We start from the raw sequence: 13,134 nt of genomic DNA on the forward strand, positions 1-13,134 counted from the left end.
CTGTGGCCGGGTCGTCATGGCTCAATGCGTCGGAGGCCAGCAGACAGTTGTCTGATGCTGCGATCGACGTCGACGGTTGGGGGGTGACCCGATCTGTAGGCATTGGCCCGCGTCAGCATTGAGCGCGAGAGCGCAACCGCCGCTACCCGGCGACACTGGCCGAGGTGGGCGCCGAGCCATCGAGGCCCGCCTGGCAGAGCCAGCGCAACGCCCATGCTTCTGTGGGAGTCGACAGCCACTGCGCAACGTCGTGGTGGCGCCGGGTAGTCGTACCCATTGCCACTCGCTGTGTCGGCTGGTCACATGTCGGATGACGACGGTGATGCGATTCCGTCGTCGGTGTAGTTACATACGTGTAGTCTGAACGGAAACTGCGCTCAATTGTGCGGTACTCGCTGACAGAAAGGCACGAGCATGAAGACGAAACCACGAGCAGTCGTGCTGCTCAGCGGAGGACTCGACTCGACGACGGTCCTCGCCGCTGCCCAGAACGAGGGGTACGAATGCTATGCCTTGAGCTTTGACTACGGGCAACGACACGACGTCGAACTCGAAGCCGCGCGGAAGGTGGCAGAGGCGATGGGTGCGGCCGACCACGTCATTGCCAAGATCGACCTGCGGTCTTTCGGTGGTTCGGCTCTGACCGCCGACCTGGAGGTCCCCAAGGGACGCGCCATCGACGAGATGGAGTCTGGAATCCCGATCACGTACGTGCCGGCGCGCAACACGATCTTCTTGTCCTTCGCCATGGCCTGGGCTGAGACGCTCGAGGCTTCGGACATCTTCGTCGGGGTCAACGCCCTGGACTACTCGGGTTATCCCGACTGCCGGCCCGAGTTCATCGAAGCCTTCGAGCGGATGGCCAATCTGGCGACCAAGGGTGGGGTTGAAGGCACAACAAAGACTGTGATCCACGCACCGCTCATGGAGTTGACGAAGGCAGGCATCATCGAGTTGGGCCAGACCCTCGGGGTCGACTACGGGCTGACGCATAGTTGCTACGACCCCGACGATGCTGGTCGGCCCTGCGGACAGTGCGACTCCTGTCTGCTCCGCGCCAAAGGTTTTGCGGAGGCCGGATTATCTGATCCAGCGCTCAACGTGGCATGAGCTATCGAGTCAAGGAGATCTTCTACACGCTGCAAGGGGAGGGCGCCCGCGCTGGCCGTGCTGCTGTCTTCTGTCGCTTTGCCGGCTGCAATCTCTGGAGCGGCCAGGAGCGCCACCGCCCGACAGCCATCTGCCAGTTCTGTGACACCGACTTCGTCGGCACCGACGGGCCCGGAGGCGGCAAGTTCTCGACGGCTGACGAACTCGCCGCGGCCGTGGAAACAGCGTGGGCCGGCAACTCGACGGATCGGCGGTACGTGGTTTGCACGGGAGGCGAACCACTCCTCCAGTTGGACGAGCAGGCCTGCGCCGCATTGCGGGAGCGTGGTTTCGAGATCGCGATCGAGACGAACGGCACGATCGAGGTGCCGAGCGGCGTGGACTGGATCTGCGTGAGCCCGAAGGACGGTGCCGCACTCGTTGTGCATTCAGGAGACGAACTCAAACTGGTCTTCCCGCAAGCGGGCCTTCAGCCCGCAGAGGTGTCGGAGCTTGACTTCGAGCACTTCTACCTTCAGCCGATGGACGGCGAACATCGAGCGGAGGCAACTGAACAGGCGGTGGCGTACTGCCTTGAGCACCCTTCTTGGCAGTTGTCGTTGCAGACCCACAAGCTGATCGGAATCCCGTGATGGAGATCTTTCGCGAGTTCACCTTCGAGGCCGCTCACCGACTGCCCAACGTCAGCGAAGGACACAAGTGCGGTCGTCTCCACGGCCACTCCTATCGAATCGAACTGCATGTTGACGGGGAACCAGATGAACGAACCGGCTGGGTGATGGACTTCGCAGAGATCAAGCAGGCGTTCGCACCCATCCTTGATCGGCTGGATCATCACTACCTCAACGATGTGCCGGGGCTGGAGAACCCGACGAGTGAGACGCTCGCTGCTTGGCTCTGGAGCCAACTCGATGGCGACCTGCCGCTATCCAAGGTTGTCGTACGCGAGACCTGCACGTCAGGTTGCGTCTATCGAGGGCCGGCATCGTGAATGTCTCGCTTGAGGACGTGCAGGGTCGCCCCGACGAGCGTGCGATCTGTCTGCAGCGGGCAGGCGTTGAAGCCCTGCGCTATCCCGTGGATGTTGCGGACACGACAGGAGATGCCCAGTCATCAGTTGCCAACTTCGACCTCTCGGTCGAGTTGCCGGGCCACATCAAGGGCACTCACATGAGCCGGTTCGTTGAAGCGGTGGCGGCTCTTTCCGACCCGTTGTCGCCGACGAGCATCGGCGGACTAGCCGAGGACGTTCGGGCGAGGCTCAAAGCCGAGTCGGCGACGATTCGAACGAGCTTCCCGCTGTTTCTCGATCGTGCAGCCCCGGCAACTGGGGCTACCGCCAAGCTTGAGTACTCGTGCGCGCTGACCGCCGTGGCTGCATCGAGTGCCCGACGAACCGTGGTGAGTGTGCGTGTTCCAGTGACGAGTTTGTGCCCGTGCAGCAAGGCGATCAGCGACTACGGCGCCCACAACCAACGAGGACAGGTGACGATCGCCGTTGACATTGGCGACTCGTCGAGCGTTGGTCTCATCGATCTCATTGGGATTGCGGAGGCGTGTGCGTCCTCGCCGGTGTACCCGTTGGTTAAGCGACCCGACGAGCGCGTGATGACCATGACGGCCTACGACAAGCCGGTGTTTGTCGAGGACATGGTTCGCGACTCGGTTGCGATGGTCGCTGGCAAGTGGCCAGGCCTCGAGTTCAGCGTGCTTGCACAAAATGAAGAGAGCATCCACCACCATGCCGCCTTCGCAGAGACGTGGTCGCCGGGCTTCGACCACAGACTGGCGCCCACGCACCGTGACTAGGTCAACGACGACGCGACTGGTTGTCTCCTGCTCGAACCGCAAGTCGGCAACGACTCCAGATGGCCTGATGGCGAGACATTTGGATCCGTCCATAGCTGTTGCGAAGCGGTGCCAACAGTGGGTCGAATGCCTGAGCGATTCTGACGCGATGGTCGTACCAGCTGAGAGCTTGTATCAGGGTGAGCACTGGACGGTGTCGACGTCGATCCCCGCCCTCGCGCCGCGAGGGCGGCAGGTGGAGTTGTGGGTTGCGTCGGCGGGCTACGGCCTTATCCGAAGTACGGCCCCGCTTCGGTCGTACTCGGCAGCGTTCAGCGACGGTGCTGATCGTGTCGCGGTTGGAGGCGACAGGAGTGCTTGGTGGTCAGAACTCGCAAACTGGGAAGGGCCTGAACCCGGCCAACCTCGGACGCTCGCCAGCCTCGCAAAGTCCCACCCCAAAGACAGCCTGCTCGTAGCCCTGTCGCCGCCGTATCTTCGCGCCTGCGTCGATGATCTCCTGGCGGCACGTTCCACTCTCGCTGATCCATCGCAGATGACGGTTGTCTGCCTCGGTGGCCAAGCCCCTCCTGGGCTGCGCGATTCGGCGCCGCCAGTAGATGCCCGGGTGCAGGCGGAACTCGGCGGGTCGCGTCAGGCACTCAACGCTCGAGTAGCGCGCTACCTGGTGACTGAGCGAGCCGACTCGAGTCTGCTGGAGGCGACAAAGGCGCTCGAGATGCTCGTGTCCAGGCAACCCGAACTTCGGCGCTTCGATCGGACCCCGACGAGCGATGACCGTGTCTCCGCGTTCATCCGACGCCGTGTGGATGAAGACAGTTCCGCCACGAAGACAGCGTTGCTTCGGGAATACCGAGCCTCCGGCTTTGCCTGTGAGCAGCATCGGTTTGGCAGATTGTTCAAGGAGGTGCTGGCGAACAATGGGCCGCAGTGATTCCGCAAGGGAGTACTTCGTCAGACGGGCGCTCCAACTGCATCAGTCGGAGCAGACCGCCCTCTACTTCTTCTCGCTTACGCCGGGAGAGATTCTGAAGATCGCAGACATCTCTCGCATCGCGAGGGATGATGCGGGCGACTTGATCGGCTACCAACGACCGTCGGTACGTCAGCACATCAAAGAGATCACTGAGTACCTTGACGGCGACGAGGTGTTGTTCCCGAATCCGATCATCCTGGCACTCTCGCCGTCAGCGCGGTTCATCGGCAGTCGTGGTCCACACGTTTCGGACGGGTTGGCCTCTTCGGGGTCGATTGAGATTCCGGTTCCGCTGGACGGCGAACGGAAACCAGGGTGGATCGTCGATGGGCAGCAGCGCGCCCTTGCTCTCAGCCGGTCGCAGCGCACCGACCTCGCTGTCCCCGTCAGCGCGTTCGTGACGCATTCGGTCGATCTTCAGCGCGACCAGTTCTTGCGAATCAACAACACGAAACCGTTGCCACGCGGACTGGTGACCGAACTGCTGCCGGCTGTGAGCGGTTCCTTGCCGCCTCGACTCTCCATGAGGAAGACGCCCTCGGCTGTATGCGACGTTCTCAATCAAGACGCCAACTCACCGTTCGTCGGATTGATCCGTCGTCCTTCGACGCCGGTGGAGCAGCGCAGAGCTGCGATCGTCACCGACACCAGCATCGTGAATATGGTCAAAGAGAGTTTTCAACCGACCGGATGTCTCTTCGTCTATCGGGATGCGGCTTCCGGGGAGACCGACTTCGACCAGGCACTGGCCGCTCTCAACCTCTACTGGGCCGCAGTGAGGGACACCTTTCCTGACGCTTGGGGGAAAGACCCGAGACACAGCCGTCTCATGCACGGCGCCGGAATCAGAGCGATGGGTCGTCTGATGGACCGGATGCTGACCGCGGTCAATCCGCGTCGGGAGGGAGCGGCAGATGAGGTTCGGCGCCAACTGTCGGCCATCGCGCCGCAGTGCCACTGGACCAGCGGTAGGTGGGAGACACTCGGACTGGAGTGGAATGAGATCCAGAACGTTCCGCGCCATATCAACGAACTGTCCAACCACCTGTTGCGACTGCATGCGGCACTTGACGACGTGGGGGCACACGCATGAGGTTCTTCTTCCCGGACAGTCAGGATCAGGTCGATCCGATGTTCGACTTCGTCACGGAGGAGCATCCCGTCCATCGAATTCGGCAGCGCGACGACCGCTACGCACACGAGGTTCTGCAGCACCGACCGTTCGATGGCTTGCTCATTTCGAAGTCGATCGTCGATGGTCACGGCGCACGGACCAGTGCCCGGTACACCGCCGGTGCTCGGAATCGTCTGTACCGTGAGCGCGCCCGGCGGTTCTTTCGACTCGACGAGGTCCATCGCGACGTCCTGATCATGGGCGACTGCGGCGCGTTCACCTACTTCAACGAAGAAGAGCCTCCATACTCGGTCGCTGAGGTGCTGGACTTCTACGAGTACTGCGGACTCGATTGGGGGGTCGCTCCGGACCACATTGTCTTCGGGTTTGTCCGAGACGGCGACCCGATCCCGGACGAGATGATCTCTGAATGGGAACGGCGTCTCGACATCACGCTCAACAACGCCAGGTTGTTTCTTGACGAGGTCTCCCGGCGAAACTGCGACATCGTCCCGATCGGGGTCGCGCACGGATGGAGCGCCGACTCCTACGCCCAATCGGTGAGTGATCTTCAAGACCTCGGATACGTCAAGATCGCCATGGGCGGCATGGTTCCTCTTCGCAGCAATGACATCGTCAGCAGCCTTGAAGCCTCGAGCGGTGTGAGGAAGCCCGAGACCGAACTCCATCTACTGGGCATCACCCGAGTGGACGAGATGCGCCGCTTTGCTCAGCACGGCGTGACGTCGTTCGATAGCACCTCGCCGTTTCGACAAGCGTTCAAGGACGACACCGACAACTACTACACGCTCGACTCAACCTACGTGGCCATCAAGGTTCCGCAGGTCGACGGAAACGCCTCGCTCAAGCGGCAGATCAAGGCCGGCAAGGTGGACCAGCGCGCCGCGATCCTCGCCGAGCGAAGTTGCCTCGAAGGACTCCGTGCGTACGACGCCGGCGAGTTGCCCGTCGAACAGGCGCTGCAACGCGTCCTCGACTACGAAGACCTGGTCGGCGTGAAGAAGACACGCGAAGCCGAGTACCTCCGTACGCTTTCGGCGCGTCCGTGGAAGGACTGCGGCTGTGGAATCTGCGAGGAAGCCGGTATTGAGGTGATCATGTTTCGAGGCTCTGAGCGCAACAAGCGACGTGGCTTCCACAACCTGGCCGTCTTCCGAGACCGCATCTCGCGAAACGGCTTTCACTCTCTGCAAACGACTGGAGAACACACGTGACCGTCTCCGACCAAGCTGTCGAGTTGCGCTTGCCGGCGCTTGCGATTACCCAATCGCCCGGCAGGGTGCTGTATCAGTTCGCCGTCGATGGCAAACTCCTCGACGACTTCGCAACCGTGTCGCGGATACGCCGCGACGACGAATCGGCGGTGCAGGGCTATCAACGACCCGAATCGCTTCAGCACATCACAGCGATTCGAAAGTACATCGAGTCCGACGCTCCGATGATCCCGAACGGAATTGTCATCGCCTTCGACGACCGCGTGCGTTTCGAACCGTCGGTTAAGTCCGACACCTACTCGGTTCCGGGCGAGATCGTCATCCCAGTCGATGTCAGCGAGGCGCCCGAACTGCGACCAGGTTGGATCGTCGATGGCCAGCAGAGAACGGCGGCGATTCGCGACGCCAATGTCTCACAGTTTCCGATTCCCGTCACGGCCTTCATCACAGCGAACGAAGAGGAACAGCGAGAGCAGTTCATCCTCGTCAACTCCACGAAGCCCCTGCCACGCAGCCTGATCTACGAGCTCATCCCTGGCACCACCGGCATGCTCCCGCCGAGTCTTGCGCGGAGGAAGATCTCTGCCGAACTGCTCGATCTTCTGAACTGGGACAGCGAGTCGCCGTTCCACTGGCGGATCCAAACGCCGACGAACCCTGAGGGAGTGATCAAGGACAACAGCATTCTCCGCATGCTCGACAACTCGATCATCGAGGGATACCTCTACAACTTCAGAGATCCAGTCGATGGAACTGGCGACCTCGAGGCCATGGCCACCGTCGTGAACGACTACTGGACGGCAGTAAGCCTGGTCTTCCCGGGCGATTGGAACTCGACGCCACGAAAGTCCCGGCTCGTGCACGGCGCCGGCATCGTCGCAATGGGATTTCTCATGGACGCAATGTGCGACCGACTTCGCGACGAGAATCGTCTGAACGTCGATGGGTTCCTGGCTGAGGTGAGCCTGATCGCCGACTCCTGTGCCTGGTCGTCAGGCGAGTGGGAGCTCGCTTCCGGCACGAAACGGAAGTGGAACGACTTCCAGAACACCTCGAAAGACATCCAGATCCTCGCAAACCACGTGCTGGCGGCGTACCGAAACTCTCGTCGGACACGGTAGGTACCACCACTGGACATGAGATACCGAGTGGTTCAGCAGCACCAACCCAAGTTTGCGGAGGCGGTCACCGCCTGACACAATGCCGGCCACTGTGCGGGACAGTGTGGAGTTGAGAACGGCCACGGTGGGCCATCTTGTAGCAACCCCTTTGGGGGTTGGTCGGTTGCTGAGCATGCAAGAGGGGGTGGCGCGTGTCCGCTACTTCAAGGGTCCGTCAACCGACCCTTACGTCGTGCGAGAGGTTGTCGACGAGGATGTGTCGACGGCGAGGCTCCGCCGCCACACGCGTGTCTACTTCCATGACGGGAACCGATGGAGAATCGGGCGGATCGACGCCGAGCAAGCGGATGAAGACGGTCGATTCGTTGTGGCTATGCCGAACGGGTACGGCCAGGTCCTCGGCGCAGAGAGCTTCGATGTCAGGTGGAACTTGCCTATCTCCGACCCGTTTGAGTTGTTGGCCGTGGGCGGCGGAGATAGCCCGGTGGTCTACGAGCCGCGAGTCGATTTGATCTCGAGTTGGTACGAGCAGCGTGCTGCTGCCGCCGGAGTCGAGGGTCTCCTGCTCGCCTCGGTCGAGTTGCATGCCCACCAGTTGAGTGTCGTGCGCTCGGTCTCAAACGACGCCGTCCGCCGCTACCTCCTCGCCGACGAGGTCGGACTTGGCAAGACAATTGAGGCCGGCGCACTGGTGTGGCAGGAACTCAGGGCGAACTCATCTGCCAGCGTCCTCGTACTTGCACCTGAGCACTTGCGGCAACAGTGGGCCGAGGAACTCGTTGACAAGTTCCATCTCGGTGAGTTCAACGATGCGCAGATCCGAGTCCGGTCCCATGGGGACCACGACTCCTGGCCGACTGAACCAGTGGATGTACTTGTCGTAGACGAGGCTCATCACCTGACCCGGGCGGGTCGATCGCAAGAGCACGTGCTCCGGCAACTGGCGTCATTGGCGCACTCGTCGTCGCAGGTGTTCCTGCTAACTGCTACCCCAGTTCGTTCCAACGAAGCTGCGTTCCTTGACCTGTTGCACTTGCTTGACCCGACCAACTATCGCTTGGACGACTTGGAGTCCTTTGCGAGGCGGGTGGAGTTGCGCGACGAACTGGCTCTGGTGCACATCGGCCTGTCCCCCGATCTCGACGAGTTCGATCTCTCGCTGTTCTCCGAGCAGTTGCGATCGATGTTCCCCGAGGACGAACAACTCCTCGCGCACCTGGAACGAGCGGCCAACAGCAGCAACGGCGAACGGCCGGGTCAGATCGAGTTGGTGAAGAACCACCTGTCTGAGACATACCGACTTCATCATCGGTTGCTTCGAACGCGCCGTACGGCCGAGACACACGAGTCTTTCGGTGTCCGCGGGCGTCGGCGCGGCCGGCCTTTCACAGTCGAACTCGCCGATGCAAGTGACGAACTCAGAGAGGATCTGATCGAGAGTTTCCGTCTTCATCTCGCCGAGCGGATCGAATCGGGCGAACTTGAGGTGGGAAGTGCCGTTGCCGCGTTCCGCACCATGTGCGAGTGGTGCTGCTCGCTCCCAACCGCACTGTTGACTGTCGATGGGCTTGGCGGAGGCCAAGGCTCGGGTGGTGATGAGGCGGCCCGTTGGCTGCAGTCGTTGGGTGGCGGTTGGCGGCGTGACCTGGAGGCGCTGGAACCCGTGCAGATGGACGCGGCTGTGCGACAGGTAGGCGAGATGGCTATCTCCCGAAACCTTGGCAAGGTGATCGTGTCGACTGGCTACACCAGCGTCGCGAAGGACTTCGCAGATGCAGTGGAGGCTAAGTACGGGGCCCATCGCGTCGCCCGGCATCTAGACGGTCAGACCTCTGATCAGAACTCCACGAACGCCGAACATTGGAGATCTCAGGAAGAGTGCCGGCTCTTCGTGTGCGACGCGAGCGCCGAAGAAGGAGTCAACCTTCAAGACGCTGACGCAATCGTCCATCTCGACCTTCCCTGGGAGGTCTTCCGGTTGGAGCAACGCATCGGTCGTGCCGACCGGCACGCCCGTGGTGAACGGCGTCCTGTTGCCTCGATGGTGTTTGTGTACGGAGAACAGTCATATGGAATGGGGTGGTTCCTCTTCGCAGCGGACTCGTGCGGCGTGTTTGACCGCTCGGTCTCGTCATTGCAGTACGTGCTCGCCGACGTTGAGTCAGAACTGCTCGCGAAGGTGATCGTCGAAGGCGTCGCAGTCTTCGATTCCGACGTCGAGGTGCGACATGACCAACTTGCTGCTGAGGGTCATCGCATCGCCGCCCATGACTCGCTTGATTCTGCGAAGGGTGAGCATGAACGTCTGAACCAACGCTTGCTCGAACTGGAGTCCCATTCGACGAACGACGGCGCCCTCGTCGATTGGTTGCGCGGCGTTGGAGCCAAGATCGCACGCCCCTCAAGAGGGTCGATACGGATCGCTGGTCGGCCGCGTCTTCAGGTCCCATTCGAACTCGAAGCCGCAATGGCGCCGTGGATGAACCAGGAGTTGACGGTCGACCGGTCGGCCGCTGTTGAACGTCAGTTGCCGCTGGTCCGGGCGGGTCATGGCCTGTTCGACGAGATTGTTCGGCACCTGGAGTCTGATGACCGTGGCGTGGCCTTCGCGTTCTCTCGACACGTGAAGAACCATTGGCCACCGACAGTCGTGCTTCGTACGGACTTCGTCGTCCGAGTCGAGGTGCCACAGAGTGCCAGTTCAGTTGCGGAGAGTGTTGGGCTCGGACATTGGCTGGTGTCGGAGTGCCGGTCGTACGCACCTCCGCTTCTTGAGACCGTTTTCATGTCCGTTGGCGGCGAGGAAATCGACAGTCGCTCGGTGCTTGCGTACGACCGATCACTTGGTGATCAGAACCTGGGGTCCCGTCCGGAACTGTTCGAATCGCTGATCCGTCACCTCAACTGGGAGGAGGTCTGCCAGGATGGACTGGCACGGGCCCAACGGATCTTGGAGCGCCGGGCGTCGGTCGCTTCGAGTCGTCGCGTCGCGGACCATATTCGGGCTTCAACCGGCAGACGCCTGTCGGTCTTGAGTGCACGGCAAAGCAGCGGGGTGGAAGGTGTTGAAGAGCAGGTCGCTGCTCTGGGAGCGGTACGGGCCGCTCTCACCCGTGACTTTGATCTTGACATCGATGTAGTCGGATGCGGAGCCGTCATCTTCGCGGACATCGACGTCGCTTCGGCAGGCAAGTCCGAATGAGTTCGGTGCCAAACATTCAGGCGTTCTTGAATCGGATGTCGAACGGTCACGACGCGCCGGCGGCCGATCGAGTCTGTTTGGCGCTGCAAAGCGCAATGCTGGGCCAGGGGCTCTCTGACGCTGCCGTGCTCATTCGTCAGGCGCTACGAGTCGACGATGTCCGGCGAGGTGTGTCAGGACCGTCAAGTGAAGGCGAACACACTCGAGCTTGGCTCGATGTCCCCCGGGGTGCGGGGGCATTGGACAGGGTCCCTTGGCACCTGTTTGGCTTGGAGGTCGGCGACCAGGGAACCCACGTTCGGGTTCGTGCTCGGCCCTGGGTGCCGGACTGGATTGACCTCGGTCGAGAGTCCGCCGTCGACCGCGACGTTTCCGACACGCGTGTCGTGCGGCGCGAGGAATCTGTCCGGGGTGACCCTTTCCTGAGCATGATCGACGAGGAGTTCAGGACGTATCGGACCCCGGGGCAGCGGACGGCTGTTAGGAGTGCGCTGTTGGCGGAACCCGGGAGCACGCTCGTTGTGAATCTTCCGACAGGCGGCGGAAAGACACTTGCCATGCTCGCCCCCGCAGTTCTTCAGCCCGCCGACGGTTCGACATCGATTGTGGTCGTCCCAACTGTTGCACTCGCCCTCGATCAGGAGAGACGCTACGCGAACCAGCATCCGGGTTCGCCCCCAACGGCCTACCACGGCGAACTCTCGCCAAGTGAAAAGTCCGAGTTCGTGCGACGGATCTCGATCGGCGCACAACCGGTGGTCTTCACGAACCCCGAGGCAGTTGTCACGGCTCTCTCCCGGCCGCTCACGGATGTGGCAGCGGGAGGAAGATTGAGGCTTCTGGCCGTCGACGAAGCTCACGTGGTGAGTAGTTGGGGTGACGGATTCCGTCCGAACTTCCATGCACTCGCAGGGTTTCGGACCCATCTACTTCGCGAGAGTGTGCGAGCCGGGCATGAGCCGTTCAGAACGATTCTCGCAAGTGCAACCTTGACAGAAGACACGCTCAAGCTCCTACAGGCTCTCTTTGGGGCACCGGGCCCTTTCGACCATATCGGTGCTCCGATGGTGCGACCGGAGCCGACGTTCTGGGCTACTCCTGTCGCCAGCAGCGACGTACGTGACGAGCGACTCTTGGAGACGCTGCGCCATTTGCCGAGGCCCGCCATTGTGTACACGACACTTCGCGATGAACGTACTGCTCGACCCGACACGTTGACTCCGGATCGTCTCAGTCGCCTTGCGGCGACGGGTGGATTTAGACGGTTCGCAGTGGTTGATGGAGCCTCTTCAACCAGCAAGAGGGAACATGTGCTGGGCGCGCTCCGAGACACGCCAGATGCTCCGGCGTCGGTGGATCTGGTGTTTGCCACCTCGGCCTTCGGACTTGGCATCGATGTGCCGGACATCAAGACGGTCGTCCACGCCTGTGTTCCAGAGGGGCTCGACCGCTACTACCAGGAAGTTGGAAGGGCCGGTCGTGACGGAAGGCCTTCCATCTCCATCGTGCTCCCGACGAGCGGTGACATGGACGTGGCGTCGAGTCTGGCGTCCCCCCGCTACATCACGGCGGATCGCGCACGGGATCGCTGGAATGCGATGATTCGAAGCGCAGAGTTCCTAGAGGGAGGTTTGGTGCGCTTGCCCCTGACGGCGGTGCCCACTGACCTCGACGCCCACACGGACTACAACGAACGATGGAACCTCTTCACAGTAAGCCTATTGGCTCGCGCTGGAGCGCTCTCCTGGGACTTCAGCCTTGCTGGGCATTCGGCGGAGCCAGAACAGATGCGTGACGATCGCGGCTGGCTCACGGTGCGACTCCTACGTGGCGACCATCAAGCCGAGTCCTTCTGGAGTGGGGTCGTCGAACCTGTGCGCTCGGCCTCGGCCGAGCGAGGTGGCGAGGGCCTGCAAGCGCTGAAATCGGCCATGTCCGGCCGAGACTGTGCAGGTGCGCTCATCGCTCAGCACTACACGCTGCAGAGTCCGGACTTTGCGACCGTGTGCCTCCCGAGTTGCGGCGGTTGCGGATACTGCCGAGCGTCCGGTCGAGGCCGCTGGTCGTCGCCGTCGCCGCGCCCAAAGGGAATCGAGCTTCATCGAGATATGCAGGCCTCAAAGCTCTACGGCCTTGCGACGAAAGGTCGGTGGGGGCCGAGGTTGATCGTTGGATTGCGATCCGAGGACTGCCACTCTCAGCGCCGTATGCGGCGGGTGGTACGCACGCTGCTAGCGGCAGGCCAGATTCGCCTACTGGTCGTTCCGCAGTCGGTCGCTGATGCGGCGATGGACTGGCTGCCTGGGCCGAGCGGCAACGAAGCGCCGACCATGCTGATGGAGTTGGAGGATTTCGATCCTGTCAGCGAGGTTGGGGTGCCAACGCTCGCGTTCATCCCGGAAGGGGTCGACCCAAGTCTGCTGCTCGAGGGCAGTTCGCGCTCAAGCCTGGTTGTCGTTCTTGTACCCGACGAGTTGTGCTCCGGAAAGGACGAGCGACCCGTGATGGACATGGACGCGGCCTACCGCATTGAAGACCTCGAGCAAGTTCTGTAGGAGCCCGAAGAA

9 protein-coding genes are annotated in these 13,134 nt (G+C 61.8%); all 9 read left to right on the forward strand.

The window, feature by feature from the left end; all coding sequences use genetic code 11:
* Positions 1-414: 414 nt before the first annotated feature.
* The 9 genes from queC (at position 415) to dpdF (ending at position 13,122) form a co-directional block, all read left to right on the forward strand.
* On the forward strand, positions 415-1,110 hold the full coding sequence (gene queC / locus BDK89_RS00680; RefSeq protein WP_133867119.1) for a 7-cyano-7-deazaguanine synthase QueC: 696 nt from the start codon (positions 415-417) through the stop codon (positions 1,108-1,110).
* Positions 1,107-1,742 carry a 7-carboxy-7-deazaguanine synthase gene (gene queE, locus BDK89_RS00685; protein ID WP_133867120.1) on the forward strand — a complete coding sequence of 212 codons (636 nt, stop codon included), beginning with the start codon at positions 1,107-1,109 and terminating at the stop codon, positions 1,740-1,742. Before queC ends, queE begins: the two co-directional genes overlap by 4 nt.
* Complete coding sequence (gene queD / locus BDK89_RS00690; protein WP_133867121.1) at positions 1,742-2,101, forward strand: 6-carboxytetrahydropterin synthase QueD; 360 nt, start codon at positions 1,742-1,744, stop codon at positions 2,099-2,101. The genes queE and queD overlap by 1 nt, the downstream gene beginning before the upstream one ends.
* A complete protein-coding gene (folE2, locus tag BDK89_RS00695; RefSeq protein ID WP_166657279.1) occupies positions 2,098-2,919 on the forward strand; it encodes a GTP cyclohydrolase FolE2 in 822 nt (273 codons plus the stop codon). The genes queD and folE2 overlap by 4 nt, the downstream gene beginning before the upstream one ends.
* Positions 2,920-3,839: 920 nt before the next feature.
* Entirely contained in the window at positions 3,840-4,988 is a 1,149-nt protein-coding gene (gene dbpB, locus BDK89_RS00700) for a DGQHR domain-containing protein DpdB (protein WP_133867123.1), read from the forward strand.
* Positions 4,985-6,244: a tRNA-guanine transglycosylase DpdA gene (gene dpdA / locus BDK89_RS00705; RefSeq protein WP_133867124.1), complete on the forward strand. Its 1,260-nt coding sequence runs from the start codon at positions 4,985-4,987 to the stop codon at positions 6,242-6,244. The genes dbpB (BDK89_RS00700) and dpdA overlap by 4 nt, the downstream gene beginning before the upstream one ends.
* A complete protein-coding gene (gene dbpB, locus BDK89_RS00710; RefSeq protein ID WP_133867125.1) occupies positions 6,241-7,365 on the forward strand; it encodes a DGQHR domain-containing protein DpdB in 1,125 nt (374 codons plus the stop codon). The genes dpdA and dbpB (BDK89_RS00710) overlap by 4 nt, the downstream gene beginning before the upstream one ends.
* A 79-nt stretch (positions 7,366-7,444) precedes the next feature.
* Positions 7,445-10,567, forward strand: a complete 3,123-nt coding sequence (dpdE, locus tag BDK89_RS00715) for a protein DpdE (protein WP_133867126.1) — start codon at positions 7,445-7,447, stop codon at positions 10,565-10,567.
* 35 nt (positions 10,568-10,602) lie between these two features.
* On the forward strand, positions 10,603-13,122 hold the full coding sequence (gene dpdF / locus BDK89_RS00720; protein WP_279586807.1) for a protein DpdF: 2,520 nt from the start codon (positions 10,603-10,605) through the stop codon (positions 13,120-13,122).
* Positions 13,123-13,134: the final 12 nt, after the last annotated feature.

This window comes from Ilumatobacter fluminis (assembly GCF_004364865.1).
Lineage (GTDB): Bacteria > Actinomycetota > Acidimicrobiia > Acidimicrobiales > Ilumatobacteraceae > Ilumatobacter > Ilumatobacter fluminis.